Here is a 26204-nt window from a genome sequence, read left to right on the forward strand (position 1 = left end):
ATGCAATTCACGAGATGAAAAATTTTGTCTCATGAAATTGACCCGCAGCGGCTAACCCGCTATCATCTTGGCTTCGTCGCGCTGACTCCCGCGTGACAGAAAGTGCAGGAGACGTGGCCGAGAGGTTGAAGGTACTCCCCTGCTAAGGGAGCATCTGGGCTAAAACCTGGATCGAGGGTTCGAATCCCTCCGTCTCCGCCAGAAGAATGCAGAGCCCCGTAGGTCTCACGACTTACGGGGTTTTTGTTTTTTTCGATCCTTATCGAGCTTGCTGCGGGCGGCAGGAAATGCGTGTTCCCGGAGGGCTCCGTTCATTGCGCTTGTATGCCGCCGCTTGCGGAGCGGCGCCTGGTTTTCAGGGCGACACACGAATATGGGCGGTTGGGGGCGCTGGAATTCCTTCTGGTTTTCAGACCGTGGATCAACGGCGTTCGGATCGCTGATGCGTGATGAGGCCATCGCCAAGTTGCAACGCCACCGCAGTCGCTTCATCCGCCGGGAAAAACAACTCGATCGCCAGCTCTGACAACGTGATATCGATCGGCGTACCGAACATCATCGTTGTACTGATGAATGACAGCTGTCCCGCAGCCGTGCTTAACACGAACGGGATCACGATAGAAGATTCCCCCGTGTCATCCCGACCGGATCCCCCGGGATAACTTTTCAACTCATCGCGCAGTGCGCTCAACTGCGGATCGGCCGTGAGTGCGATCTGACGCTCCAGCCGTTCCAGCAAATGCGCGCGCCATTGCGCGAGATTCACGATCTTCGACGCCAACCCGCGCGGATGCAGACTCAACCGCAGCACATTCACCGGCGCCTCGAGCAAAGACGGATCAGCATCGGCGATAAGCGCAGCCACCGCACCGTTCGCCGACACCAGGTTCCAATGCCGGTCGATAGCCAGTGCCGGATAGGGCTCATGCCCCTTCAGGATTTGCTCGACTGCGCTTCGCGCGGGCTGCATCGATTGATCCGTGAGTGAGCGCTCCTGGAACACCGGCGCAAATCCTGCCGCTGTCAGCAACTCGTTACGTTCACGCAGCGGCACCTCCAGATACTCGGCGAGCCGCAGCACCATCGCGCGGCTCGGTGCAGCGCGCCCCGTTTCGATAAAACTCAGATGCCGGCTCGAAATCTCCGCTTCGCTGGCCAGATAAAGCTGGCTCATGCGCCGTCGTTCGCGCCAGTGCCTGATCATTGGGCCGATACCGATACCAACACCCGTCGCAGTCAATGTGTTCATGTTCGTACCTTATCAAACCGCCGCGCGCAGCTCCATTACCTGCCAGGTAATCGACTCCCGGCATGCTCGTCCCGATGATGACTCCCAGGCCGCGCTAATCCAGTGCCGCCATAGCCTCGAAGACTATCGAAGGAGAGAATCATGACTGAGCATGACGTGCTGGTGGGCCGTTATATCGATACATGGAACGAGACGAATCCGTCGCGACGGGACGCTCTCGCAGAACAGGTGTTGCTCGACGGCGCTCGCTACACCGACCCCATGATGAGCAGCACGGGCCCGAAAGGGTTCGCCGAGATGATCGGCGCATTTCAGGCGCAAATGCCGGGGTTGAGCTTCGAGCGAGTCGGCGGAATTGATGCGACGGGCGCGATGATCCGCTTCAGTTGGCGTCTGGTCGATGCCACCGGCCGGCAACTGGCGAGCGGGACGGACGTCGGCGAATTTTCCATCGATGGACGGTTCGCCGGCATCACCGGTTTTGTCGACAGTACGCTGATGGGCCCGGCATGGTGCGTGGAGAAGTACGCCGCGTTCTGGGCCGCGCCCGACTTCAGCCGGCCGAGCGATGAACTGGCGATGGATATCGAAGGATATTGGCCGGGTTTGCACGCGCCGTTGAAGGGCGTGGAGGCCTATGTGCGGCCGCTGCATGAGTTGTTGCGCCACGTTCCGGATTTCAGGCTGGAGGTCGCCGACCACGCGAGTCGCGGCGATACAGTCTTCATTCGATGGATTGCCACCGGAACGCACGGCGATGTGCCGCTGCGCTTTGAAGGAGTGGACTGCGTGCGTCACAGCAATGGCCAGGTTTATGAAAACCGGATCTACTGCGATCATCCGTTGATTCGGGAGTTGAACCGCTAGCGGAATCGGCAGCGGCATTTTTCTTCGGACGAGCAGGGCGCTTCGCTGGACTGACGTACCGGCCTGGTAAAGCGCCTGAGCGCACTCAGACTTCGTCGTCGTCCAGATCGTCCGCGCCTTGCAGGTCCGTTTGTCCCGCTTCACCTCGTATTGCCCGACGCTTTCGCTGCACATGGTAGGCGGTCAGCACCGCGTGCACGACCATGTCCAGCGCCGGCTTCGCGTTGCCTTGCTTGTCAGTCCAGGTCTTCGGCGTGAGTGCGCCGGCGAGCGATACGCTGTCGCCATCATCGAGCGCCTGGAGCGCGTCCTTGACAGTGTCGTCGAAGGCGATCACGTTCACGAACAGACTCTCGCCGTCGCCGGCCGAAGCGCGAACCCGGCATGTCACGAAGTGCGTGCCGTGCTGACCCGTACGCACTTGCGCCGTGCCGTAGAGACGTCCGGAAACCAGGCCGTCGATCATGGTGTGCCTCTCCAAAATTCAGCGATTGTCTCACTCGCGCGCAGGCGTTTCACGGCGGCATGGAACAGGTGGGATTTAAATCGTATTTGCTTGGCGGTCGTGGCCGCATCAAGCGTTCAACCCGTTCGGAATTTAACGAGGGCCCGCTACGTGGCGCGCTCGCTGTGCCCGCCTACTTCCGCTTGGCTTCCTCTAGACACGCTGCCAGCTTCTCGAAATAGTCGAGCGCCTTGCGCGTGGGGACGACCGTCTTGGACCGCAGATCCGTGCTCGATTCGTCGACCGAGACAAGTCCTTCCTGTCTGAGTCGCGCGAGTTTGCGGTGCACCGTCGCCGGCGCGCCCGCAGCCGATAACGCCATCGTCTCGGTCACAGTGAGCGTTCGCCCCGCGTGCCAGGCCGCCGTCAGCGCCTCGAGCAGCCGTTCTTCGGCGGCATCGAGTTTGGGAACGGACGGCAATGCCTGCACCGCCTGAGCGAGGTTCAGGAAGCGAAAATAGGTATCTACAAGGTGTTTTTTTGCCATGGTGGCGGACTCGAAATCCATCTGTGAATCATAGCATCGCCAGTAAACTGCTTCCTGAACCCTTATCAGTTTGATAATTAAATGTTACGATTTGTAAAAGAGGGTGTGTATCAGCGCAAGAAGGTGAGGCGCACCTAGACCTGAGAGAGATTAAAAACGAGCGCGTTGCCCTGCGGCTGGAAGCAGGGCAACGTAGCCGTGTTCTCAACGTGGACGCGATGCCCGATGCATTGACGCATGCATACGGGTGATAAACCCAAGACCCACCTTGAGCGTGTAGATAATCACGAGCGTACCGCTCAGATCTCCGATGAACATCACGATAAAACGTTCGCCGACATTGACGGTATCGCCCGCCAACGCACACCATGCTTGCTGCATCGCCGGCCCCGCGAACGAATAGAGCAGGATCAGGACCAGCAGACGTCCGGCGGTGAGATTCGCGAGTGACGCATTGAGTCCGAGTTTGCGCGTGGCGAAGAGGTACACGAGATACGGCGCGAGCGCCGAAATAATGCCGCCGAACGTCGCGCGAACCGGATCGTCCGGGAAATAATAAAAGAAACAACTGATCCACGACGCGATGAGTATCCCAATCGCACCCAACGCGCCGAACAACAGCGTGCACAGCAGGCGGATGCCGGCAGGCAGGTAGATCCAGTTGACGCCGCGCACGAACTCCGAATGCCTGAAAATCCATTCGTTCGCGACCAGCGCCAGCAAGAAGACAAGGGCGGTGCCGCAAACCACGGCGAGGCGATGACGGATATGCATAGATAAATCGGAAGCCCAAACGCGGTCGCGCGCAAGCCGGCGGAAGGCAAAAAACTGAAGCGTCGCCCGGCACGTCGCGAACGTCACTCGGGCTGCTGTGATTGATGAACGATGAGTGCTTTTCGGGCTCAATTCTATCAGTGCACCTCGAAATGATCGCGGCGCGAGTCCGATCCGGCGAGCACCGGAGCGAGAGGGGACGCCCAGGTAAAGAAATGTTGTGTCACACCCTGTTGGCAGTCGTAATTCGGAGTTACCAACTTGAAACATTTGAGCCGGGTCGTTCCGCTAAGATTTACTCAACGAACCTACTCCGTTGAGGTGCACTTAAAATGAACAACAAACTGAAGACTTCCATTTTTGCCGGCGCACTTGCAATCGGCGCGCTCGGAATGTCCGGCGCGGCGATGGCCCAAGTGCGCGTTGGTATCAATGTCGGTGTGCCCGCGCCAGTGTACGTTGCGCCGCAGCCGGTCTACGCGCCGCCGCCGCCCGTCGTCTACGCACCGCCCCCGCCGGTGTATGTAGGAGCGCCGGTCGTGGTGATCGGTTGGCACGGTGATCGTTACTGGGACGGCCGCCGCTACTGGAACCGTAACGACTGGTACCGCTATCACGGCGGGCATTACGGCCACTACGACCATCGCGGCTACCACTAAAGTAGCGCGCAGTCCGCCAAAAGAGACAGCATCGGTCAGGTACCTGGCCCCAAGGCCATCCGGCTAAAAACCGGATGGCCTTTGTCTTTGGTGGCGTCCCACTTTTCCATCGGCACTGTCCGAGATCGTGATTTTTCATCATGTAACAAAGAGTAAGGTTTCAGCAGACAATACCTCCCGCCGCAGAACAACTTACAAAGTTGAAATACCGGATTGAAGGCGATCCGCTATATTCGCTTCCACCTGAACAATGACGGCCAGAGGCGCGCCTTTACATGAACAAGCTAAAAAGCATCCGGATCCTGACTGGCATTGCCGGTCTGTGCCTCGCGACGATATCCGGCCTTGCCCACGCCCAAGTGCGGGTGGGGATCAACATCGGTATTCCCGCGCCGGTGTACGTCGCGCCGCAGCCTTACTATGCGCCACCGCCGCCGCCGGTCATCTATCAACCGGCGCCGGTGTACGTGCAGCCGCCGGTCGTGATCGGCTGGTATGGCGATCGTTACTATGACGGCCGCCGCTATTGGGGACGTGATGAGTGGTATCGGCACAACGGTGGTCGTCCGAACTATGGCCATGGCGGCCCGGGGTACGGTGGTCATGGCGGGAACTACAACCACGGTGGGAATTACAACCATGGCGGGAACGGCGGCCACGGTGGAAACGGCTACCACAATTAAATACCCTGGTTGGGTGCATTAAAAAAGGCCGTCCCGCGTAAGCGGCACGGCCTTTAGTTTGGTGCGGCGGCGGAGGTGCGCCGCTGCGAACGTATTACTACTCCGGGACTGCCTGCGCACCCATCCCGCCTACCACGGCGTTAAACCCGCTATCGACGTGGACGATCTCGGCGCTCACGCCGCCCGCCAGATCCGACAACAGGAATGCGGCCACATTGCCGACCTGATCGATTGTCACGTTGCGCCGCAATGGCGCGTTGTTTTCGACGAACTCGAGAATCTTGCCAAACCCCTTGATGCCGCTTGCTGCCAGCGTTTTGATCGGGCCTGCCGAAATGCCGTTCACGCGCACGCCCTTGTCTCCAAGCGACACCGCCAGATAACGAACGCTGGCCTCAAGCGATGCCTTGGCGAGGCCCATCGTGTTGTAGTTCGGGATCGCGCGCTCGGCGCCCAGGTAACTCAGCGTGAGCAACGAGGCCTCGGGGGAGAGCATCAATTGCGCGGCTTTGGCGAGCGCGGGAAAGCTGTACGCAGAGATGTCGTGGGCGATGCGGAAGTTCTCGCGCGTCATGCCGTCGAGGAAATTCCCCGCGATGGCTTCGCGCGGCGCAAAGCCGATGGAATGCACGAGACCGTCGAGCGTGTCCCAGCGTTCTTTCAGCGAGACGAAGAGGGCATCGATTTCCTCGTCGCTGCCCACGTCGCACGGAAACACGAGATCGCTGCCGAATTCGGTCGCGAACTCGGTGATGCGGTCCTTGAAGCGCTCACCCACATAAGTGAATGCGAGTTCGGCGCCTTCGCGCTTGCAAGCCGCAGCGATGCCATAGGCGATCGAGCGGTTCGACAGCAAGCCCGTCAGCAAAATCCGTTTTCCAGCGAGAAATCCCATGAATGCTCCTTAAGAAGTCGATATCGCACATGCGCGGACTGAGCGCGCGCAAGCCTTGCGCACGTCGTTACAATGCCCGGGACAGTGGTTTTAGTAGAATTCTCTCACATCGCCTCATGTGGCTTAAGGCGCGCAGCGCTTAAGGTGTCCCGGAGTTAGCTCGAGAATGTTCTTAAGCGAGGCAGGCTGTTTTCCCGATCATCGTTTCACTGGTACTTATAAAGGCACTCATGGCGACTGGCTCCCGACGGGTCCTCGGTCTTCTGTTTGGCAGCTTGCTGATTGGCTTCGGCGGGCTAGCGGTACCGAAAGCGGCATGGGCCGTGTATGCCATCGCGCAGTATGGCGAGCCGAAATATCCCGCTGATTTCAAGCACTTCGACTATGTGAATCCGGACGCGCCCCAGGGAGGCACGCTCGTACTGGCGAATCCGAATCGCCTCACGAGCTTCGATAAATTCAATCCGTTCACGCAGCGCGGCAACCCCGCGCCCGGGCTCGGCTATATGTTCGAGAGCTTGACAGCCGGCAGTTCCGACGAGGTATCCACAGCGTATGGTCTTCTCGCCGATGACATCAGCATCGCGCCCGATGGTCTCTCCACCACGTTCCACATCAACCCGAAAGCGCGCTTTTCGAATGGCGATGCGGTCACCGCGGAAGACGTCAAATACTCGTTCGATACGCTGAAAAGCCCGCAGGCCGCGCCTCAATATGCGGTGTATTTCGGCCAGATTTCGCACGCGGTCGTTCTTGATCCGCTGACCATTCGATTCGACTTCAGGGAGCGCACGCGGGAGATGCCGTTTATCGCGGGCGCGATTCCGGTGTTCTCGCACAAGTGGGGCATGAAGCCCGACGGCAGCCATGTGCCGTTTGATCAACTCGCGTTTCAAAAACCGATAGCAAGCGGTCCGTATCTCATTGAACAATATGACAACGGCCGCACGCTCACCCTCAAGCGCGACCCAGCTTATTGGGGCAAAGCGTTGCCGGTGCGCGTGGGTACGTTTAACTTCGAGCGCATCACCTACAAGCTCTATTCGGATGGCGTGGCGCGGCTCGAGGCGTTCAAGGCCGGCGAGTACGACGCGCTGGTCGAATATGGCGCGCGCAACTGGGTGCGTCGCGATATCGGCAAACGCTTTGACAACGGCGAGCTGGTCAAGCGCGAATTCCGCAATCACAACGGCACGGGCATGCAGGGGTTTTTCATCAACCTGCGCCGGCCGATTTTCCAGGACGTGCGCGTGCGTCAGGCGCTCGATCTCGCGTTCGACTTCCAGTGGCTCAACCGCCAACTATTTTTCAGCCAGTACACGCGCACCGACAGCTTCTTTGCGAACACCGATCTGCAAGCAACGGGCAAGCCGGGCAAGGGCGAACTCGCGATCCTCTCGCCCTTGCGCGCGCAACTCGATCCCGCTGTATTCGGCGACATGGTGAAGCAGCCGGACACCGATCCGCCCGGTTCCCTGCGCGCGAACCTGATCAAGGCGCGCCAGTTGCTGGCCGACGCAGGCTGGACGTACCGGAACGGCGCGTTGCGCAACGCAAAGGGCCAGCCGTTCGTGTTCGAGATTCTCGATGACACGGGTGGTGGATCATCGATGGAACCCGTGGCCGCCACCTTCGAGCGCAACTTGCAGAAACTGGGGATAGTCGCGAATTTCCGCACGGTCGACTTCGCGGTGATCCAGAAGCGCCTGGACGCGTTCGACTTCGACATGACCAGCCTGCGCATGCCCGACGTGCAGGTTCCAGGCACCGAACAGGAGTCGCGTTTTGGCAGCAAATCCGCCGATCAGCCGGGCTCGGATAACTACAACGGCCTGAAGTCGCCGGCCGTGGACTCGATCGTGCATACCTTGCTCGGCGCGCAGACACGCGAACAACTTCTCGATGCCACCCACGCGCTCGATCGGGTCCTGATGCATGGCTACTATGTGATCCCGCACTGGTACACGGCGTCGCACCGGGTGGCGTATCGGAACACGCTTGCGTATCCGGCGACGCTGCCGCTGTATTACACCGCCGAGGACTGGATCACATCGACATGGTGGATCAAGCCGCCTGCCGCCGCGTCCACCTCTTCAGCGGCGGCTAATTAGATCCACGCACTTAAACACTCAAGCGGACCGCGCCCATGTGGAGCTACATCCTCAAACGTATCTTGCTGATGATCCCGACCTTGATCGGCGTCCTCACGCTCACGTTCGCCGTGATCCAGTTCGTGCCGGGCGGACCGGTCGAACAAGCGGTGCATGATCTACGCCGCGGCGAGCAGGGCACGAGCTTCGGCATGCGCATGCACACGGGCGTTGACGAGCGGCAGATCGCGCAACTTCGCGCACTCTACGGCTTCGATAAACCGCCGCTCGAACGCTACTGGCTGATGCTCGGACGCTTCGCCCGTTTCGATCTCGGCGACAGCTATTTTCGGCATCAAAGCGTGTGGTCGCTGATTGTGTCGAAGCTGCCGGTGTCGATCAGTATCGGCGTATGGACGTTCTTTCTGACTTATCTGATATCGGTGCCGCTTGGCATCGCGAAGGCCGTGCGCAACGGTTCCACGTTCGACTTCACCACTAGTCTGCTGGTGCTCGTCGGCTTCGCGATTCCCGGCTTCGTGCTCGGCGTGCTGCTGCTCGTGCTGTTCGGCGGCGGCTCGTTCTGGCAACTGTTTCCGCTGCGCAATCTCACGTCGGATAACTGGGCGACGTTGAGCCTCGGCGGGAAGATAGCCGATTATTTGTGGCATATCACCTTGCCTATCGTGGCGTCGGTGGTGGGCAGCTTTGCGGTCGTCACCATGCTGACCAAGAACGCGTTCCTCGATGAAATCCGCAAACAATATGTGCTGACCGCGAGGGCCAAGGGCTTATCGGAGCGAAGGGTGTTGTGGAAGCACGTGTTCCGCAACGCGTTGTTGCCGCTGATCGTGGGCTTTCCGGGCGCGTTCATCGGGGCGTTTTTTACGGGCAGTTTGCTGATAGAAACGCTTTTTTCACTCGATGGCCTCGGCTTGCTCTCCTACGAGTCCGTCGTGCGGCGCGATTATCCGGTCGTGCTCGGTACGCTGTACCTGTTCACGCTGATCGGACTTGCCACCAAGCTGATCTCCGACCTCTGCTATGTCTGGGTCGATCCGCGCATTCAATTCGAACAACTGGAGCGTTGAGTTGAACCGTTCCCTGCTCCGATCGCCTCAAGACAGCGATGCCAAGCCGCTCAGCGTGCCGGTTTCGATCACGCCGGGACAACGCGTCTGGCAGCGTTTCAAAAGCAACCGCCTGGGCTACTGGAGCCTGGTGATATTCGTGATCGCGTTCGCGATCAGCCTCGCGGGACCGCTGTGGTCGAACGACAAACCGCTGGTCGTTCGTTATCAGGGGCATCTCTACTTTCCGATGGTCAAGACGTATGCGGAGACCACGTTCGGCGGCGATTTCCCCACACCGGCCGATTACCTCGATCCCTACATTCGCGACCGTTTCAGCGAGGGCGGCAACTTCGCTGTTTATCCGCCGAACCACTATTACTACGACACGCTCAACTACTTTTCCAAGGCCTCGAACCCGGCGCCGCCCTCGCGTGAAAACTGGCTCGGCACCGACGATCGCGGTCGGGATGTATTCGCCCGCTTGCTCTATGGCTTTCGCGTGTCGGTCATCTTCGCGCTGGTCCTCACCGCAATAGGCACCGTGCTCGGTCTGCTGGCCGGGGCGGTGCAAGGCTACTTTGGCGGCCGTACCGACCTGACAGGACAACGCCTGATCGAAATCTGGAGTGCGTTGCCGGAGCTGTATCTGCTGATTATTTTTGCGTCTATTTTTGAACCGAGCCTGGTTCTGCTCGTCGTGCTGTTGTCGTTGTTCGGATGGATCGGGTTATCGGACTATGTGCGCGCCGAATTCCTGCGCAACCGCACGCAGGACTACGTGCGGGCGGCGCGGGCGATGGGGTTATCCAACGCCCGGATCATCTGGCGTCATATCCTGCCAAATAGCCTCACGCCCGTTATCACGTTCCTGCCATTTCGCATGAGCGGGGCGATCCTTGCGCTGACCAGCCTCGATTTTCTGGGCCTTGGCGTGCCGCCGCCCACGCCGTCGCTCGGAGAATTGCTCGCGCAAGGCAAGGCGAACCTCGACGCGTGGTGGATTTCGCTGTCCACCTTCGGCGTGCTGGTCGCGACCTTGTTGCTGCTCACGTTCATGGGCGACGCGCTGCGCAATGCTCTGGACACGCGTATCTCCGATGCCGTCAAGGCCGGAGGCGGTCAATGAGCGCGCCATTGCTGGAAATCACGGACCTGCGGGTGCGTTTTGGCGACACGCTGGCCGTCGATGGCGTGAGCCTCAAGATCGAAGCCGGTGAACGCGTGGCGCTGGTCGGCGAGTCAGGATCGGGCAAAAGCGTGACGGCGTTGTCCATCCTGCGGCTGTTGCGCGACGCAGAACTGAGCGGATCGATTCGCCTGGACGGCCAGGAGTTGCTGACCAAAAGCGAACCGGCGATGCGCAAACTGCGCGGCGCGGACATCGCGATGATCTTCCAGGAGCCGATGACCGCGCTCAACCCGCTGTTCACCATCGGCGACCAGATCACGGAGACGATTCAGCTGCACGATGGCGTGTCCGCTCGCGATGCCCGTCGCCGAGCGATCGACCTGCTCGCGCGAACGGGGATCACGGAGCCGGAAAAACGCATCGACCGATACGCGCATCAGCTCTCGGGCGGACAACGCCAACGGGCGATGATCGCCATGGCGCTGGCATGCCGTCCGCGTCTTCTCCTCGCCGATGAACCCACGACGGCGCTCGACGTGACCATCCGCGCGCAGATCGTGGAATTGCTGCTGGAGTTGCAACGCGACGAAGCCGCTTCGCGGGGCATGGCCGTGTTGCTGATCACCCACGATCTCAACCTCGTGCGTAAATTCGGGCAGCGCGTGGCGGTCATGGAGCAGGGCGTGCTGGTGGAAAGCGGTACGGTGGGGGAGATATTCGCGTCGCCGCAGCATCCCTATACGGTGCGATTGCTTGAGAGCCGGCCGGAGCGCACGGTGCTGCCCGTCCTGCCGCTGTCGCCCATATTGCTCGACGCGCAAGAGGTGTCCGTGGAATTCGCCACGAAGACGCCGGGCGTGGGCGGCTGGTTCCGGCGCGGCGCGTTCAAGGCGGTGGATCGCGTTTCCGTGACGGTGCGCCAGGGTGAAACGTTGGGTATCGTGGGCGAGTCCGGCTCGGGAAAATCCACTTTGGCGATGGCATTGCTCGGTTTGCAGCGCACGTCGCACGGGAAGGTGGAGTTCCAGGGGCGCGCGCTTGGCGACTATCGTGGCCGTGAAAAAACCGTGTTGCGATCGAATATGCAGGTGGTGTTTCAGGACCCGTACAGCTCGCTGTCGCCACGTCAGACGATCGAGCGAATAGTAGGGGAGGGGTTGGCGCTGCATCGCCCGGAACTCGATGCCGCCGCCCGCCACGCCAAGGTGGTGGCGGTTCTGCGCGAAGTCGGGATCGACCGTACGGCGTTGAACCGGTACCCGCACGAGTTCTCCGGCGGCCAGCGGCAACGCATTGCGATCGCCCGCGCGCTGGTGCTCGAACCGCGCATCCTTATCCTCGATGAACCCACCAGCGCACTCGATGTGTCAATTCAGTATCAAGTTTTGCGGCTGCTTGCCGATATACAACAGAAGTACAACCTCGGCTATGTGTTCATCAGCCATGACCTGGAGGTGATCGGCGCGATGGCACATCGGGTTGTGGTGATGCAGAACGGAACTGTCGTGGAAACCGGCGATGTGGAGAATATTTTTGCGATGCCGTCCCACGAATACACAAGAAAGTTACTGAAAGCCGCGATCGTGGCCTAATTTTCACCAATTAGGTGCGTATCTCGATTGAATTTTTCTATGCCTTTTGACATGTAAATAATATCTGGCTAGTATCAAGCCAACTTTTCCGCATGATCCTGATTTATCAGTCTTTTTCACCAAAAACTACCGACCGATGCAGCAATTAACTTTGACTCAAACATGCGCGCGCGCAGCAGCCAGCATGTTGATCGGCCTGATGATGACAGCAACATCCGGTGCGTTCGCCGACGAAGTCAACATTTCAAGCCAAAATGCCAGCAATGGCATGTCCGCGTCGACCAAAGCAGCTAACGATATTTATCCCATTGCCGACACCGGCAATGTGACAGCCAACCCATCCAGCGGCACGCGTTCTTTTCTTTCCGGCATGGCGAGCAAGGCGGGCGACGTAGTCGTCGGCGCGCTCAATATGATCGGCGTGCGTTATCGCTGGGGCGGCAATACGCCGGATTCCGGTCTCGATTGCAGCGGTTTCGTGCGCTACGTGTTCCAGGACACGCTGGGCATGACCTTGCCGCGGCGTGCGGAAGAGATGAGTCGGGTGGGCGAGAAAGTTCGCGTGAGCGAACTGAAACCGGGTGACCTCGTGTTTTTTAACACCATGCGTCGCTCGTTCTCGCATGTCGGGATTTATATCGGCGACAACAAGTTTGTTCATTCGCCGTCCACGGGCAGCACGATCCGTGTTGACGACATGGACAACAGCTATTGGGAAAAGCGGTACACGGGCGCTCGGCGTGTTGAAGCGACCTTCCCGATAGACGGCGTCGATCTACGCCGGCGCGTCAGCGCCACGATTGGTGGCAACGACGACAACTAAGTCATTGCCCGCCTGACCGGTTGCTTGCGGTTGTCGAGAGCCGGTACGATGTACAAAAGCCTGCCTTCCAAAAAGGGCGGGCTTTTGTCGTTGCCGAGGGTGCGATACACGTGGGGTTGATGGCGGCAATCTCGGCATCTGCGCAACCGCGCTTCAAATTCACCTAATAACGTGCAAACGTGCATCTCCCCTGGAAGTCTGCCTAAACCCGAGCACATTCGGATGTTTCCGAGTGACATTGATGTCTTATGTCACAACGGGTTTCAACTTTCCGCCCCCATACCTGCCAAGCACAAAACTTGACATGCCGATTGCTGCTAGCAGGCAAGCTTCGCACGTACAATCGCCCCCTTTTCCGGGCAGTGAGAACGCTGCGCAGCGGCAGGAATTTCGCTCTAGGCAAAGCCTGAAAAAGCCAGCCAAACGTTGAAACAGGCTGGTGCAAATCCTGGCACATTGAAGAACCTGAAGTGCGATTACGATCGGAGATACTCGGATATCTCATCGTCGTACCGGATCGAGCGGTTATATGAACAAGATAATTATTTCGGAATGCAAAATAAAATCCGAAACCCAAAACAGCCTGGCTTGAATCTCTCAGCCGATCATTCAAGGAGAGGACCATGAGAGAATTCGACCGATCGCGTCGTGGCTTTTTGAAGGCCAGTGCAATTGCAGGACTGACGGTCATTATTGCGCCGCTTGGCAGTCGCGCATTCGCTGCGTTATTTGAAGAAAAAATCCTGACGCCAATTCAGTGGGATACAGCAAGCGGCAGCGCGAAGTTTCGTATCGACGGAATCGCGAAGGTCACCGGCGCAAAAGTATTCGCCCGCGACGTGCGCGCGGCCGACATGCCGCACTGGCCGAACCAGCAATCGCACGCATTCATGTTGCGTACGACGCAGGCTGACCGGATCTATGAGGGTTTCGACCTGAGCTTGCTCGCCGACGACCTTCAGCCGGACCGGATCGTCACAGCCGCGGAGCTCGCCCGGGACGGTTTCGCATTTCCCGCCTTCTATGGCGACGACATGCTGTTGCCGCCGGGCAAGACGCCGGCGTATCTCGGCCAGGCCGTGGCCATGCTGATCTATCACGATTTCGCGCGCTTCCGGTTCGCCAAAGACAAGCTTCAGTTCCGCGATGAAATCATCCGCTACGGCGAGAAGACCGGGCCGCTTGAACGCGACCCTTGGGGCACGTTCCGCTTCGTGCGCGTGGGGGGAGCCACGGCCTATGACGAGGACACCTTCTCGAGCCTGAAGGACACCATGCTGTTCCCAAGCGCGATGCGCAAGCACGAGCCTGTGTGGGCTGCCGGCCGGCAGGACGGCAAGCTCGACGAACAGGGCATGTTCCATGCGCAGAACATGCAGGGCGAACTCGATCATCCACCGGCGGACTGGCTTGTGCTGGAGCGCAACTACAGCACGCAATCCATCGATACCGCCGCGCTCGAGCCCGACAACACGAACTGCTGGTATGACGCGGCAACGCAAACGCTGCACATGGTCGTGCCGACGCAAGGGCCGCATGAAGTCGCCGAGAGCGCTGCCGGCATGGTGGCGAAGAGCCGCTTTCCGGTGAAGAACCTGTTCGTGCATCCGGTCTATACGGTGGGCTACGGGTCCAAGGATCATTTCACAGTGCCGTTCTACGGACTGATCGCTGCCATGTACGGCGATGGCCGTCCCGTACGTCTTGCATTTGACCGCTACGAGCAATTCCAGACATCGATAAAACGGCATGCATCGAAGATGCGGTATCGCATTGCGATCGACAAGAAAACGAACCTGCTGCAATCGTTCAAGGCCGAGCTCGAAGTCGACGGCGGCGGGCGCTGCAATTTCTCGCCATCGGTGGCCATGGTGGGGGCCTCCGCAGCGCAGTCGATCTACTATTTCCCGAAGAGTGACCTGACGGGCGTGGCGATCGCGTCGCGGGCTATCGACGCGGGTTCTGCCCGTGGTTACGGCACGCTGCAGACCATGGCCGCGACCGAGATGCTGATCGATGAAATTGCGACGCAGCTCGGGCTCGATGCTATCGACCTGAGGCTTACGAACGCGCTGCGTTCGGGCATGAAAAATACCCAGGGCGCGATTCCCGCCGGTGCAATTCGTGTCGATGAAGTCCTGCAGAAAGCCAAGGCGCACCCGCTCTGGACCGGACGCGCGCAGAAGAAGGCGGAGTATGAGCTGGCGCATCCCGGCAACCGTTATGGCGTGGGATTCGCGTGCGTGCAGAAAGACTTTGGCACAGGCGCGGAGTCTTCGTTTGCGAAGGTTGAAATCGCGGCCGACGGCAGAATCACGATGCATCATTCGGGCGCTGAGATTGGCACGGGCGTGTCTACATCGCAAGCAATTGCCTGCGCGAAGTGGGTCGGCAAGCCGGCCGCCGAGGTGCGCATGGCGATTATCGACTGGCCCGAGTTGCCGGTCGTGACCAGTGGCGATCCTTACATGATGTCGCAGGGCCAGCAGGACAAGCTGTCGGCTAATCCGCGCTGGTCTCCGGGGTTGATATCTCCATCGAGCGCAACGAATTCGGCTTTCTATTTCACTCATAGCACGTACGAAGCGGCGCGCGTGGTGTTCACGCACGGCTTGTGGCCGGCGGCGATGGCGATATGGAGCGGTGGCATAGGCGGCGGTCAAGCGGCGCCGCTCGTCGTGCGTCGTGAAGATGCGCGCTGGGTGGAGGGCAAGCTGACGGCCGCAGGTCTCGAGCCGTTGCCGCTCGAACAACTCGCAAGGAAGGCGCATGACCTTGGGCTGGTCACGGGCGCGATCGTGCACGTGTTCAATCGATGGCAATGGAGCGAGGCGGAATTCAATATCGATGGCGTGAGCGAGCGTCTGCCCATCGATGGCTTGTCGCTGCTTCACGGCGCCGGTAAGACCGATGCCAACGCCAACGCGGCACGGGCCCAGCCCGTTTACCGCGCTCTCGATCGCAAGCGTGTGTTCATCGCGCCCGTCAGTCGCAACAACGCCGCGGTCACCTACTACAGCGCGGTCGGAACGCTCGTCGAACTCGCGGTGAACGAAGCGAGCGGCCGGGTCAGCCTGCTTTCGCACCATTCGATCATGGAGTGCGGCAACATGCTTTCGCCGCAACTTGTCTCGGGTCAACTGCAAGGCGGACTGGCGATGGGTATTGGACATGCGCTGCATGAATACCTGCCGCTCTACGAAGAGGGTCCCGGCAACGGCACCTGGAACTTCAACCGCTATCACGTGCCGCGCGCAAGCGACGTCGCTGTCTGGGCCCAGACGGGCGAAGTGCTGCCGCCGCTGTCCGAGACCGATCCGCCGAAGGGCATTGCGGAGGTGGTGATGATTCCGGTCGTCGGCGCCATCGTCAACGGTATCGCGCACGCCATCGGGCATCGCTTCAACGACTTGCCGGTGAAACCGCAAAACATTCAGGAGGCGCTCGCATGACCGCTGCCAACTCAACTCCGACACCGCTCATGCATCAGCCTGTGATCCAGATGAAGCCGATTTCGCTGACGATCAACGGCGCCGCCGTGGGTCCGATCCAGACCCCCGACGGCCTCATGATGATCGACTTCCTCCACGAGTACGTGGGCTTGACCGGCTCGCGGCTTGGCTGCGGGCAGGGCGTTTGCCACGCGTGCGTGGTGATTCTCGACAAACCCGACGGGTCGAGCGAAGAAGTGCGCACGTGCATCACCGGCGCGCTTTACTTCGATGGCAAGAAGGTTCGAACCATCGAAGGCCATGCCAAGCGTAACGAGCAAGGCGAAGTGGTCGAACTGTCGCCGGTGCAGCAGAAATTTCTCGAACACTTCAGCTTCCAGTGCGGGTACTGCACGCCGGGATTCGTCAATGCGGCGACGGTTCTGATCGAGCGGCTCAAGCGCGAGCCGATCGCCAGGGAGTCCGTGGAACAAGAAATAACGAAAGCACTCGACGACCACATCTGTCGCTGCACCGGCTACGTGCGCTACTACGAAGCCGTCAAGGACGTCGTGCTGAACACGCCAGGACTTGTTAAGGATCCCGCATGAACCGGGCCATTTCTCTTCGCCTCGGCGCGCTTGCGCTATGCGTTGCCGCGCTATCTGCTTGCAACGAGCGCTCCGATCAAACGGCAGTCCCCACGCATGAAACGACCGCAGAACAGATCGTGCGTGGCGGTTATCTTGCGAAAGCGGCCGACTGCGCCGCCTGTCACACGATGCCCGGTGGTGCGCCGTTTGCCGGCGGCGTGAAGCTCGGCTCGCCGTTCGGCACCTTCTATGGCACGAACATTACGCCGGACGCGGTGCATGGCATCGGCAAGTGGAGTGCCGCGCAGCTCTACAAGGCCCTGCACGATGGCGTGGCGCCTGACAAGCAGCTCTATCCGGCAATGCCATACACGTCTTACCGGACAATGTCCCGCGCCGACAGCGACGCCATCTACGCGTATCTGATGGCGCAGAAGCCGGCCGCCGTGGCGAACCGGGATCCCGAGCTGATGTTCCCGTTCAACGTGCGGTTTGCCGTGATGTTCTGGAACATCCTGTTCCTCAAGGACAAGTTGCCGGATGCATCAGTGGGAACCTCGGCTGACTGGACCCGGGGACAGTATCTCGCCAATGCGCTGGGTCACTGCGCCGAGTGCCACACGTCGCGCGGCGCGTTCGGGCAGATGAACGGTGCGAGGACGCTGCAAGGATCGATGCTCGGTCGTGTCGTGCCGCCGGATATCACGCCCGCGGGGCTTGCCGCGCGTGGCTGGACCAGCGCCGACTTGCAGGCCTACTTGGCAACCGGAATCAGCCGCCAGGGTTCTGCGCTCGGCGAGATGCATCCGGTGGTCATGCTGAGTACCCAGCACCTGAGCCAGGGTGACCTGCGCGCGCTGTCGACCTATCTGCTCGGCGATGCGCCGCTCCCACCCGCGCCGGTGCAACCGGGTTCCGCCGATGCCGCCCAGGTGGCTGCCGGCCGGGCAAGCTATGTCGCCGTATGTGCGGGGTGCCATGGGCGCGAGGGGGAGGGCAAGCCTCACGTCGCGGTATCGATGCAAGGAAGCTCTACGCTGCGTCAGGCCGACCCGCATAACCTGATCGTCGCGATGCTCGATGGCGTGGACGCCACCGACTTCGCGGGAACGGAAAGCATGCAGGCCATGCCGGGATTCGCCGCCACACTCAGCGACGATGAACTCGCGAATTTGGCCAACTACCTGCGCTCGAGCTGGGGCGGCCAGTTGGGTAACGTAACGGCCGCGAGGGTCAAGGCGTTGCGCTAAGTTGTCTAACGGCTTATGGGCGAGCGCTGCTGTCCAATCAAACGGTAGCGCCTTTCGCCGCCATTTGCCGCTGCAGTTCCGGCCAGATCTTCGCGACCGCTTCCTCGCCGGCGAGGATTGCCGCATTGCGCTGGCCGAAGTCGCTGCCGCTCATGGCGGCGAGGTTCGGGCGGATGACGAAGTCGGCGTATTTATCGAGTTCGTAAGCCTTGATGGTCTGGCCCATGATCGTGAAGGTCTGCATCAGGACGTCGAAGGAGCTTTGCGTCAAGCCCGTCTCAGGGCGCGCCGAAATATCCACCGCGATCACGAAGTCCGCGCCCATCTTGCGCGCGAACGCTGCCGGCACGGGGCTCACCAGGCCGCCATCCACGTACTCATGACCGCCGATCTTCACCGGCTCGAAGATGGACGGCACGCTGCACGACGCACGCACGGCAATGCCGGTGTTTCCACGCTGGAACAGGATCGGCTGGCCGGTCCTCAGGTCCGTCGCGACAATGCCGAGCGGCTTCGCCATTTTCTCGATCGGCCGGTTGTCGAGCGTCTTGTTCAGGTAATTCTGCAGCGCGACGCCTTGCAGGAAACCGCGCGTGCGAAAGGGCATCGCCCAGTCGCTGATCGACGCTTCGTCCATGGTCAGCGCGAGCTTGTTGATCGCAATGCCGTTCATCCCCGATGCCGATAACGCCGCGATCACCGAGCCCGCGCTCGTGCCGCTCAGCAGGTCCACCTTCAGGTTGCGCGCTTCGAGCGCCTTGATGACGCCAATGTGCGCAAACCCCCGCGCCGCGCCGCCGCCGAGAGCCAAGCCAATCCGCACGGGCCGCTCAGGCGTGCTGGTGACAGGCGGTGGCGATGAAGGCGGCGTGACGGCGGTGGAGGAACCGGTGGTCGTGGTGCAAGCCGCGAGCACGGCCGACGCGCAGCCAAGAGAGAACGCGCGCCGCGACAACTGAGGCAGCGACGAAAGCGGGGGCGACGAAATTTTCAAGGAATTCTCCTGCGATGCAACGGGGACGAGCGTTGAGCGTGGAGGCCGCGCAGGCAGGCCGGTTAGCCGTTCGGTTAAGCCATCCAGTGACGGCCGCCATGATAAAACATGATGACCCTGGAAAACGGGCGAAAGCGCCCGGCGGGTATAATTCACACTCGTTTTGACCGCTCGCCAGGTTCGTCCAGAAGACGCGCCGAAGCCGGTCCCCGATATATCGCTTGCCTGGCGCCTCCCGCGCCGGCAAACGCATCTGAGCTATCGAGCACATCGCACATGACCCAAGTCCGTACCCGTTTCGCTCCCAGCCCAACCGGCTTCATCCACCTCGGCAACATTCGCTCCGCGCTTTATCCGTGGGCGTTCGCGCGCAAGATGAAGGGCGTTTTCGTGTTGCGCATCGAGGACACCGACCTGGAGCGCTCGACCGACGCGTCCGTCGACGCCATCCTTGAAGGCATGGAATGGCTCGGGCTCGAGTACGACGAAGGCCCGATCTACCAGATGCAGCGCATGGACCGTTATCGTGAAGTGCTGAAGCAGATGCTCGACCAGGGTCTGGCCTACCACTGCTACATGTCGACGGCAGAACTCGACGCGTTGCGCGAACGCCAGCGCGAGGCCAATGAAAAGCCGCGTTACGACGGCACGTGGCGTCCGGAAGAGGGCAAGGTGCTGCCGCCCATTCCGGAAGGTGTTTCGCCGGTCATCCGCTTCCGCAACCCGCTGGGCGGTGTAGTGAGCTGGGACGACGCGGTGAAGGGCACGATCGAAATCTCGAACGACGAACTCGACGACCTCGTGATCGCGCGTCCGGATGGCACGCCGACCTATAACTTCTGCGTGGTCGTGGACGATCTCGACATGAAGATCACCCACGTGATCCGCGGCGACGACCACGTGAACAACACGCCGCGCCAGATCAACATCCTGCTCGCGCTGGGCGGCGAAGTGCCTGTGTACGCTCACTTGCCCACCGTGCTCAACGAGCAGGGCGAGAAGATGAGCAAACGTCACGGCGCGATGAGCGTGATGGGTTATCGCGATAACGGTTATTTGCCGGAAGCGGTGCTGAACTATCTGGCCCGGCTTGGCTGGTCGCACGGCGACGCGGAGATTTTCTCGCGTGAGCAGTTTGTCGAATGGTTTGACCTGGACCACCTGGGCAAGTCGCCCGCGCAATACGATCCGGACCGGCTGAACTGGCTGAACGCGCACTACATCAAGGAAGCCGATAACGCGCGGCTCGAGACCCTTGTAAAGCCGTTCCTGGCCGACCTGGGTATCGACTCCGCGATGATCGAGCAGGGGCCGCCGCTCGAGCTTGTGATCGGCTTGCTGAAGGACCGCGCATCGACGGTCAAGGAGATCGCCGATAACGCCGCCATGTTCTACCAGGAGCCCGTGATCGATCCCGCCGCGCTCACGCAGCATGTGACAGAAACCGTGCGCCCCGCGCTCGCTGACTTGCGTCAGGCTCTGAGCGAAGTGGAGTGGAGCAAGGAAGCTATCTCGGCCGCGTTCAAGGCCACGCTGACGAGCCACAAGCTCAAGATGCCGCATCTCGCCATGCCGGTGCGCCTGCTGGTCGCGGGCACCACGCACACACCGTCCATTGACGCGGTGCTGATGCTGTTCGGCCGTGAGACGGTGCTGACCCGGCTCGACAAGGGCATTGTCTGAACGTGGAGTGCATGGCGGTGCATGGCGGCGAGTGTCAGCGTCGCGAACGGTGTCTGCTTTGCGCCCAGCGTTCGCACCCCAAGGACGAACTATTTTCAGATGCTGGGCTAAAAGGTATTTACAACTTCAAAAGTGCCCTTTAGAATCTCGCTTCTGTTCTGCAAGGGGGGTATAGCTCAGCTGGGAGAGCGCTTGCATGGCATGCAAGAGGTCAGCGGTTCGATCCCGCTTACCTCCACCACAGAACGGGAACGAAGCTTTTTAAAGCGCCAGAGCATCGGAAAAAAAGCTTCACAAGAATCACAAAGCTGTTTATAATGTCGTTCTTCGCTGCTGACTGACAAGAAATTGATTAATAAGCTTCAAACGATTAAGAAAGTGTTAATCGAAGTTAATCAGAAACAAGTCAGGATTTAAGCGAAAAGAGTAAAAGACATTAACTGAAAAGTTTATGTCCCCATCGTCTAGAGGCCTAGGACATCACCCTTTCACGGTGAGTACAGGGGTTCGAATCCCCTTGGGGACGCCAAAACATCGGCGGTTGCCAAAAGCGCTGCAAGTTTGATGAGCCAACCAACCTCACGAACTGATGGAAAGAAGTGGAGCGGTAGTTCAGTTGGTTAGAATACCGGCCTGTCACGCCGGGGGTCGCGGGTTCGAGTCCCGTCCGCTCCGCCAACAAGTTGTAAAAAGAAAATCCAGCTCATGCTGGATTTTTTTCGTCCACGTTTTTTGCCCTTCGTCCTTCGTCCTTTCCTTCCGCCTCTTTCCCGGTTTTCCTTTCGGTTCTTCCTTTCGGTTCATCCGGCTATTCTTCGTACCACCATTTCGTTGCATCCGGTTAAACGTGTGGCGTGCGTGACATCGAAGCTGCGCGCTCGTAAAACTCTCCATTGCCAGCGCGCGCCGGCTGACTTAGTGTTGATGACTTGATTCAGTTGCTTTCATCGCGCAATGCTCGATCCCACCGAAGCTCTCTCGCCGTTTCAGTTGCGCCTGGCGTCGATGGACGATTTTTCGTTCGCCGAGGCGCTCACGCGCAACAACATGAACGGCTACTACCGCCGCCACAATCTTGTATGGCGCGCCGATCTCTTCCTGGGTAGCTGGCGCGAGTCGGAAAACTTCGTGCTCGAGTGCGACGGCCAGGCCATTGGCGTGATGCGCGTGACGGAAGAAGACCAGTCGCTGCACATCCGCGACGTACAAGTGGTGGAAGGGTGGCGCCGCACGGGCGCGGGCACATTTCTGCTCGATACTGCGCATCGCTGGGCACGCGCGCGGGGACTCACGGAGACGCAGTTGCGCGTATTCGTCGATAACCCCGCTGCCCGGCTCTATATCCGCATGGGTTATAAAACCGCGGGTTCGCGGCTTGCACAATTCGGCGCGATCCGGCACATGGTGCGCGGCGTTTAACGTTTAACTAACGTTTAACGTTCAGCGCTCGCTCGACCCGACGTTCTGGGTATCGTCTCGCGGCTCACCATCGCGGACAAAAAATGCCCGCGGGCTTTCGCCGAACGCACGTCTGAACATCGCGGAAAAGGCGCTCTGGCTTTGATAGCCGAGCAGCAACGCAACTTGCGAGAGCGGCCGGCCCTGGCTCAGTAAAGGAATCGCGCGCGCCAGCACGGCTTGCTGACGCCATTGCGAAAAACTCACGCCGAGTTCACGCCGGAACAAGCGCGCAATCGTACGGGTGCTGGCGCCTGCAAGCGTGGCCCAGTGTTCGAGCGAATCGGCGGAAGCAGGGTCGGCGAGGACGGCTTCGCACAATGCCAGCAGACGTTTGTCGGTGGGCATCGGAATGGAGAGGGGGAGCGGGCGTGAACGCGTAATTTCATCGAGGGCCAGCGTGCCGAGCAGCCGTTCGCGTTCGCTTGAAATCGTCCGGTCATCCAGCGCAACAGCCACCTCGCGCAGCAGCGGCGACACTTCCACCACGCGGCACGCATCCAGTCCCGGCGGTACCACGCTCGCATCTATGTACAAGGTCCGCAGGAACGCGTCCTCTACGATGACCACCTCATGCGTCACGTTCGGCGGAACCCAGATTGCCCGCGACGGCGGCACCATCCACGTCGAGCCTTCCGCTGCGATTCGCAGCACGCCACGAGTCGTGCATGCAACCTGCGCCCACGCGTGTGTGTGACGCGCAATCCGAACGCCCGCGGGCACGGGCCGCGAACGCACGCGAATTGGATGCGCGAGCGTAGGCGAGGACTCGGCCGGAATGTCGAGATGCTCGACTTCTTCGGGTTTCAGCGGTTGATCTGTCTGCGTGAACATGGTTTTAAGCGCTCCTCCACCCTGATATTAAGGTCATCGGGTGGGATTGGCTTTGAAGTCCCGCGCCGGACGTGTTTCTTTGGATTAAGCCATCACGACGTAACGACAGTTTCGTACGCTTGGCATAATGCGCGCTGAATCTTTATCGAAGGAATGAACGCATGCAACACGTATTCGTCTACGGCACGCTGCGAGCGGGCGAGAGCAATGACATTCGCCTCGCGGCAGAGCGTAACGGGATCGCCGCGCCGATGCTGATCGGCTCGGGTCATATCAATGGCCGGCTGTACGACTTCGACGCTTATCCCGGACTGGTGCTTGATTCAGCGGCCGGGCCGGTGCACGGCGATATCTATCGAATCGATGAAACGCTCGTGCCCGTGCTCGATGAAATCGAAGAGATCGTGCCGGGCGTTGTTGGCTTGTACCGCAGCGAGCGGCTAAAGGTCAGCGTGGAGGTTGACGGTCGCGCGCAAGTTATCGATTGCCTGGTTTATCCAGTGGGCGAGGATGCTGTGGAAGGTTTGCCGCGTATCGATAACGGCGATTGGGTTGTGTATCGGAGAGCAAAGCAGTGACTGGTTTATTGCTGATAAAAAAGCCGCCCTGAATTCCAGAGCGGCTTGCAAACAAAGAAGACCCGCGTTAAATCTTAAATCTCTTCGTAAAGCGGTAACGTCAAAAACTCAGCGAACGTATCCGATGTCGACATCGCTTCGAAAATCGTCGCTGCCCGGTCGTACGGTGCGGTATCCCCGGCAACGGCCGCCTTCACCTTCGTCAGTTCTTCCTGCGTGAAGGCGCGGACCATTTCAGCGGTTACTTTACGGCCATCTTCGAGCTTGCCTTTCGGCGAACGGATCCACTGCCACACTTGCGAGCGCGAAATTTCGGCGGTCGCTGCATCTTCCATCAGGTTGTGAATCGGCACGCAGCCATTGCCCGCGAGCCACGAACCAAGATAGTGGATTCCCACGTTGATATTGCCGCGCACGCCACCTTCGGTAATCGGATCTCCGGGGCGGAAATCGAGCAGGTCGGCGGCCGTGACCTGCACGTCCTCGCGCTGCTTCGCGATCTGGTTCGGCTTGTCGCCGAGCACTTTCACGAACTCTTCCATCGCGATCGGCACGAGGCCAGGATGCGCGACCCATCCGCCGTCGTAGCCATCACCCGCATCGCGTGCCTTGTCCGACCGCACGCCGCCCATGGCTTTATCGTTGGCTTCAGCGTCGCCCTTGATCGGAATCAACGCACTCATGCCGCCAATTGCCGGCGCGTTACGTCGGTGGCACGTCTTCAACAATTGAAGCGCATAGGCGCGCATGAACGACACGGTCATCGTGATCTTTGCGCGATCGGCGAGGCAGAAATCGGCGTCGTTCTTGAACTTCTTGATCGCGGAAAAGATGTAGTCCCAGCGGCCGGCGTTGAGCCCCGACGAATGCTCGCGCAACTCATACAGGATCTCGTCCATTTCGAATGCGGCAAGGATGGTTTCGATCAGCACCGTCGCGCGAATCGAACCACGCGGCACGCCTACGATTTCCTGCGCTGCCACGAAGATCTCGTTCCACAAACGCGCTTCAAGATGACTTTCGAGCTTCGGCAAATAGAAGTAAGGACCCGCGCCGCGAGCCAGTTGCTCCTTCGCGTTGTGGAACAGGAACAGCGCGAAATCGAAGATGCCGCCGGATACACGCTGACCATCCACGGTCACATGTTTTTCATCGAGATGCCAGCCGCGCGGACGCACGATCAGCGTCGCGGTTTTATCGTTGAGCTTGTACGACTTGCCGTTCTGTTCAAGCGAAATCGTGCCGCGGACCGCTTCCTTCAGGTTGATATGACCGGTCAGCTGGTTGTCCCAGTTCGGCGTGTTCGAATCCTCGAAGTCCGTCATGTACGCATCCGCGCCGGAGTTCAGCGCGTTGATGATCATCTTGCGTTCGACCGGACCGGTGATTTCCACCCGGCGGCATTCCAAAGCCTTGGGCAACGGCGCAATCGTCCAGTCGGCATCGCGGATGGATTGCGTTTCGGCGAGGAAATCCGGGCGTTCGCCTGCGTCCAGCCGCTTCGTGCGTTCGGCGCGCGCCTTGAGCAACGCCTGACGACGCGGCTCGAATGCGCGATGCAGCGTTGCCACCAGCTCGAGCGCCTCGGGCGTCAGGATGGTCTCGTAGCCGGGTTTGATGTCGGCCGTGATGGTCATGCCCTGCGGCACGTGGGTCAGGGTGTTCGCCATGCTCTTACATCTCCTTGGTCGGTCAGACGGTTTTGCGTGCTGGGTGAATCGGTTAGTTGATGGAACTCCGGGCCATGCGCTTGGAAAGATCGAACGGCGCCGCGTGCTGATGCTGCGGACAGCCTGTATCGATGAAAGCAAGCAGATCGGTCATATCGCGGCCGGCGCCGCGTGGCATCACGCCGAGTTGTTCCGCAGGCATCGCCATGCGGTTAAGCCAGAAGGTCGTGTAGCCGAACCACGTCGCGCCCGTCACGTCCCAGCCATTCGACGACACAAACACGATCTCCGGGGCCGCCACGCCGATCGCTTGCGTTCCGAGTGCGTAGGCTGCGCGGGCAGGTTTGTAGGCCCGCACGGCATCCACAGAGAGGAGGTGATCGAAGAGACCCGACATGCCGGCGCTTTTCACCGCGATGTCCAGCATCTGCGGGTTGCCGTTCGACAGGATCGCTAGTTTCAGATCCGGGCGTTTGCGTAGCGATTTCAGCGCCGCGACGGTGTCCGGAAACGCCGCGAGGCAGGCGTATTCGTCCATCAGGCGCTTTTCCGCGGCCGGGGTGAGCGCATGGTCGAGCTTCAGGCGCGTGGCGGCGTAGCGCAGCGCGTCGAGCGTGATCGCCCAGAAGGGCTCGTATCGGACGCCGGCGGGGTCCGATAGCGTGCGCAACTGCGTGTATTCGATCTGCTTCTGGCGCCACAACTGCGAAAGCGCGTCGCCTTGACCGGGGAATAACTGCTCGGCGGCGGCCACGACCGAGTGCACGTCGAACAGCGTGCCGTAGGCATCGAAGATGACTGCACGAGGAGGTGAAATCGATGTCTGCGACATGGCGGGCACTCCATAAATCAGGTCATCGATAATTCTATTAGTGCGTTGAAATGAC

At 60.1% G+C, this 26204-nt stretch carries 23 protein-coding genes and 4 tRNA genes; 18 read left to right on the top strand and 9 right to left on the bottom strand.

What is annotated here, in order from left to right; translation table 11 throughout:
* The first annotated feature begins 107 nt into the window (after window positions 1-107).
* Window positions 108-201 (top strand) — tRNA-Ser (locus tag ACSOSP_RS01105).
* A gap of 220 nt (window positions 202-421) precedes the next feature.
* Here ACSOSP_RS01105 and ACSOSP_RS01110 read toward each other — a convergent pair.
* Window positions 422-1249 carry a helix-turn-helix domain-containing protein gene (locus tag ACSOSP_RS01110; RefSeq protein ID WP_455309096.1) on the bottom strand — a complete coding sequence of 276 codons (828 nt, stop codon included), beginning with the start codon at window positions 1247-1249 and terminating at the stop codon, window positions 422-424.
* A 141-nt stretch (window positions 1250-1390) separates the two neighbouring features.
* Between ACSOSP_RS01110 and ACSOSP_RS01115 the strand changes: the two genes are divergently transcribed.
* A complete protein-coding gene (locus ACSOSP_RS01115) occupies window positions 1391-2116 on the top strand; it encodes a nuclear transport factor 2 family protein (RefSeq protein WP_455309097.1) in 726 nt (241 codons plus the stop codon).
* An 85-nt stretch (window positions 2117-2201) separates the two neighbouring features.
* Here the strand turns inward: ACSOSP_RS01115 and ACSOSP_RS01120 are convergent, their stop codons facing one another.
* From ACSOSP_RS01120 to ACSOSP_RS01130, 3 genes are all read right to left on the bottom strand, one after another.
* A complete protein-coding gene (locus ACSOSP_RS01120) occupies window positions 2202-2582 on the bottom strand; it encodes a single-stranded DNA-binding protein (RefSeq protein ID WP_455309098.1) in 381 nt (126 codons plus the stop codon).
* Window positions 2583-2754: 172 nt separating this feature from the next.
* A complete protein-coding gene (locus tag ACSOSP_RS01125) occupies window positions 2755-3108 on the bottom strand; it encodes a helix-turn-helix domain-containing protein (protein WP_031363953.1) in 354 nt (117 codons plus the stop codon).
* Window positions 3109-3312: 204 nt separating this feature from the next.
* Window positions 3313-3882, bottom strand: coding sequence for a hypothetical protein (locus ACSOSP_RS01130; RefSeq protein WP_455309099.1), 570 nt, complete (start codon window positions 3880-3882; stop codon window positions 3313-3315).
* A 332-nt stretch (window positions 3883-4214) separates the two neighbouring features.
* Here ACSOSP_RS01130 and ACSOSP_RS01135 point away from each other — a divergent pair, with 332 nt between their 5' ends.
* Complete coding sequence (locus ACSOSP_RS01135; RefSeq protein ID WP_455309101.1) at window positions 4215-4541, top strand: hypothetical protein; 327 nt, start codon at window positions 4215-4217, stop codon at window positions 4539-4541.
* Window positions 4542-4816: 275 nt separating this feature from the next.
* Window positions 4817-5224 (top strand): hypothetical protein, encoded by a 408-nt coding sequence (locus tag ACSOSP_RS01140; protein ID WP_455309102.1) that lies wholly within the window; start codon window positions 4817-4819, stop codon window positions 5222-5224.
* Window positions 5225-5321: 97 nt separating this feature from the next.
* On the opposite strand, the gene fabI is transcribed toward ACSOSP_RS01140, so the two are convergent.
* Complete coding sequence (gene fabI / locus ACSOSP_RS01145) at window positions 5322-6119, bottom strand: enoyl-ACP reductase FabI (RefSeq protein WP_455309103.1); 798 nt, start codon at window positions 6117-6119, stop codon at window positions 5322-5324.
* A gap of 230 nt (window positions 6120-6349) precedes the next feature.
* Between fabI and ACSOSP_RS01150 the strand changes: the two genes are divergently transcribed.
* From ACSOSP_RS01150 to ACSOSP_RS01185, 8 genes are all read left to right on the top strand, one after another.
* Window positions 6350-8230, top strand: a complete 1881-nt coding sequence (locus ACSOSP_RS01150; RefSeq protein WP_455309104.1) for an extracellular solute-binding protein — start codon at window positions 6350-6352, stop codon at window positions 8228-8230.
* 35 nt (window positions 8231-8265) lie between these two features.
* Entirely contained in the window at window positions 8266-9300 is a 1035-nt protein-coding gene (locus ACSOSP_RS01155; RefSeq protein WP_455309105.1) for a microcin C ABC transporter permease YejB, read from the top strand.
* A complete protein-coding gene (locus ACSOSP_RS01160) occupies window positions 9254-10408 on the top strand; it encodes an ABC transporter permease (RefSeq protein WP_455309106.1) in 1155 nt (384 codons plus the stop codon). The genes ACSOSP_RS01155 and ACSOSP_RS01160 overlap by 47 nt, the downstream gene beginning before the upstream one ends.
* The gene (locus tag ACSOSP_RS01165; RefSeq protein WP_455309107.1) at window positions 10405-12003 is read left to right on the top strand and encodes an ABC transporter ATP-binding protein; all 1599 of its coding nucleotides are present in this window, start codon (window positions 10405-10407) and stop codon (window positions 12001-12003) included. Before ACSOSP_RS01160 ends, ACSOSP_RS01165 begins: the two co-directional genes overlap by 4 nt.
* Window positions 12004-12139: 136 nt before the next feature.
* Window positions 12140-12826, top strand: coding sequence for a C40 family peptidase (locus ACSOSP_RS01170; RefSeq protein WP_455309108.1), 687 nt, complete (start codon window positions 12140-12142; stop codon window positions 12824-12826).
* 623 nt (window positions 12827-13449) lie between these two features.
* A complete protein-coding gene (locus ACSOSP_RS01175) occupies window positions 13450-16278 on the top strand; it encodes a xanthine dehydrogenase family protein molybdopterin-binding subunit (protein ID WP_455309109.1) in 2829 nt (942 codons plus the stop codon).
* Window positions 16275-16868, top strand: coding sequence for a (2Fe-2S)-binding protein (locus tag ACSOSP_RS01180; RefSeq protein ID WP_455309110.1), 594 nt, complete (start codon window positions 16275-16277; stop codon window positions 16866-16868). Before ACSOSP_RS01175 ends, ACSOSP_RS01180 begins: the two co-directional genes overlap by 4 nt.
* Complete coding sequence (locus tag ACSOSP_RS01185; RefSeq protein WP_455309112.1) at window positions 16865-18100, top strand: c-type cytochrome; 1236 nt, start codon at window positions 16865-16867, stop codon at window positions 18098-18100. The genes ACSOSP_RS01180 and ACSOSP_RS01185 overlap by 4 nt, the downstream gene beginning before the upstream one ends.
* Before the next feature lie 37 nt (window positions 18101-18137).
* Here ACSOSP_RS01185 and ACSOSP_RS01190 read toward each other — a convergent pair whose 3' ends face one another.
* Window positions 18138-19088: a patatin-like phospholipase family protein gene (locus ACSOSP_RS01190; RefSeq protein ID WP_455310794.1), complete on the bottom strand. Its 951-nt coding sequence runs from the start codon at window positions 19086-19088 to the stop codon at window positions 18138-18140.
* Window positions 19089-19370: 282 nt separating this feature from the next.
* On the opposite strand from ACSOSP_RS01190, the gene gltX reads away from it, so the two are divergent.
* The 5 genes from gltX (at window position 19371) to ACSOSP_RS01215 (ending at window position 22196) form a co-directional block, all read left to right on the top strand.
* Window positions 19371-20777, top strand: coding sequence for a glutamate--tRNA ligase (gltX, locus tag ACSOSP_RS01195; RefSeq protein WP_455309114.1), 1407 nt, complete (start codon window positions 19371-19373; stop codon window positions 20775-20777).
* 165 nt (window positions 20778-20942) lie between these two features.
* Window positions 20943-21018: transfer RNA gene (locus ACSOSP_RS01200), tRNA-Ala, on the top strand.
* A gap of 212 nt (window positions 21019-21230) precedes the next feature.
* A tRNA-Glu gene (locus tag ACSOSP_RS01205) sits at window positions 21231-21306 on the top strand.
* Window positions 21307-21378: 72 nt separating this feature from the next.
* Window positions 21379-21455, top strand: a tRNA-Asp gene (locus ACSOSP_RS01210).
* Between the two features lie 276 nt (window positions 21456-21731).
* Window positions 21732-22196, top strand: coding sequence for a GNAT family N-acetyltransferase (locus ACSOSP_RS01215; RefSeq protein WP_031363968.1), 465 nt, complete (start codon window positions 21732-21734; stop codon window positions 22194-22196).
* 21 nt (window positions 22197-22217) lie between these two features.
* Here ACSOSP_RS01215 and ACSOSP_RS01220 read toward each other — a convergent pair whose 3' ends face one another.
* Entirely contained in the window at window positions 22218-23069 is an 852-nt protein-coding gene (locus ACSOSP_RS01220) for an AraC family transcriptional regulator (protein WP_455309115.1), read from the bottom strand.
* Between the two features lie 161 nt (window positions 23070-23230).
* On the opposite strand from ACSOSP_RS01220, the gene ACSOSP_RS01225 reads away from it, so the two are divergent.
* Window positions 23231-23647, top strand: a complete 417-nt coding sequence (locus ACSOSP_RS01225; RefSeq protein ID WP_455309116.1) for a gamma-glutamylcyclotransferase family protein — start codon at window positions 23231-23233, stop codon at window positions 23645-23647.
* A gap of 74 nt (window positions 23648-23721) precedes the next feature.
* Here ACSOSP_RS01225 and aceB read toward each other — a convergent pair whose 3' ends face one another.
* On the bottom strand, window positions 23722-25317 hold the full coding sequence (gene aceB / locus ACSOSP_RS01230) for a malate synthase A (RefSeq protein WP_455309117.1): 1596 nt from the start codon (window positions 25315-25317) through the stop codon (window positions 23722-23724).
* 52 nt (window positions 25318-25369) lie between these two features.
* The gene (locus tag ACSOSP_RS01235; RefSeq protein ID WP_455309118.1) at window positions 25370-26149 is read right to left on the bottom strand and encodes a haloacid dehalogenase type II; all 780 of its coding nucleotides are present in this window, start codon (window positions 26147-26149) and stop codon (window positions 25370-25372) included.
* Window positions 26150-26204 lie beyond the last annotated feature (55 nt).

The sequence above is a fragment of the Caballeronia sp. KNU42 genome (assembly GCF_053760385.1).

Bases quoted from the DNA above. Each gene is read 5' to 3' on its own strand.
- ACSOSP_RS01180 (WP_455309110.1), top strand. From the start codon at position 16,275: ATGACCGCTGCCAACTCAACTCCGACACCGCTCATGCATCAGCCTGTG.
- ACSOSP_RS01165 (WP_455309107.1), top strand. From the start codon at position 10,405: ATGAGCGCGCCATTGCTGGAAATCACGGACCTGCGGGTGCGTTTTGGC.
- ACSOSP_RS01215 (WP_031363968.1), top strand. From the start codon at position 21,732: ATGCTCGATCCCACCGAAGCTCTCTCGCCGTTTCAGTTGCGCCTGGCG.
- ACSOSP_RS01170 (WP_455309108.1), top strand. From the start codon at position 12,140: ATGCAGCAATTAACTTTGACTCAAACATGCGCGCGCGCAGCAGCCAGC.
- ACSOSP_RS01110 (WP_455309096.1), bottom strand. From the start codon at position 1,249: ATGAACACATTGACTGCGACGGGTGTTGGTATCGGTATCGGCCCAATG.
- ACSOSP_RS01225 (WP_455309116.1), top strand. From the start codon at position 23,231: ATGCAACACGTATTCGTCTACGGCACGCTGCGAGCGGGCGAGAGCAAT.
- ACSOSP_RS01120 (WP_455309098.1), bottom strand. From the start codon at position 2,582: ATGATCGACGGCCTGGTTTCCGGACGTCTCTACGGCACGGCGCAAGTG.
- ACSOSP_RS01115 (WP_455309097.1), top strand. From the start codon at position 1,391: ATGACTGAGCATGACGTGCTGGTGGGCCGTTATATCGATACATGGAAC.
- ACSOSP_RS01140 (WP_455309102.1), top strand. From the start codon at position 4,817: ATGAACAAGCTAAAAAGCATCCGGATCCTGACTGGCATTGCCGGTCTG.
- ACSOSP_RS01220 (WP_455309115.1), bottom strand. From the start codon at position 23,069: ATGTTCACGCAGACAGATCAACCGCTGAAACCCGAAGAAGTCGAGCAT.
- ACSOSP_RS01175 (WP_455309109.1), top strand. From the start codon at position 13,450: ATGAGAGAATTCGACCGATCGCGTCGTGGCTTTTTGAAGGCCAGTGCA.
- ACSOSP_RS01155 (WP_455309105.1), top strand. From the start codon at position 8,266: ATGTGGAGCTACATCCTCAAACGTATCTTGCTGATGATCCCGACCTTG.
- ACSOSP_RS01130 (WP_455309099.1), bottom strand. From the start codon at position 3,882: ATGCATATCCGTCATCGCCTCGCCGTGGTTTGCGGCACCGCCCTTGTC.
- ACSOSP_RS01150 (WP_455309104.1), top strand. From the start codon at position 6,350: ATGGCGACTGGCTCCCGACGGGTCCTCGGTCTTCTGTTTGGCAGCTTG.
- fabI (WP_455309103.1), bottom strand. From the start codon at position 6,119: ATGGGATTTCTCGCTGGAAAACGGATTTTGCTGACGGGCTTGCTGTCG.
- aceB (WP_455309117.1), bottom strand. From the start codon at position 25,317: ATGGCGAACACCCTGACCCACGTGCCGCAGGGCATGACCATCACGGCC.
- gltX (WP_455309114.1), top strand. From the start codon at position 19,371: ATGACCCAAGTCCGTACCCGTTTCGCTCCCAGCCCAACCGGCTTCATC.
- ACSOSP_RS01135 (WP_455309101.1), top strand. From the start codon at position 4,215: ATGAACAACAAACTGAAGACTTCCATTTTTGCCGGCGCACTTGCAATC.
- ACSOSP_RS01235 (WP_455309118.1), bottom strand. From the start codon at position 26,149: ATGTCGCAGACATCGATTTCACCTCCTCGTGCAGTCATCTTCGATGCC.
- ACSOSP_RS01185 (WP_455309112.1), top strand. From the start codon at position 16,865: ATGAACCGGGCCATTTCTCTTCGCCTCGGCGCGCTTGCGCTATGCGTT.
- ACSOSP_RS01160 (WP_455309106.1), top strand. From the start codon at position 9,254: ATGTCTGGGTCGATCCGCGCATTCAATTCGAACAACTGGAGCGTTGAG.
- ACSOSP_RS01125 (WP_031363953.1), bottom strand. From the start codon at position 3,108: ATGGCAAAAAAACACCTTGTAGATACCTATTTTCGCTTCCTGAACCTC.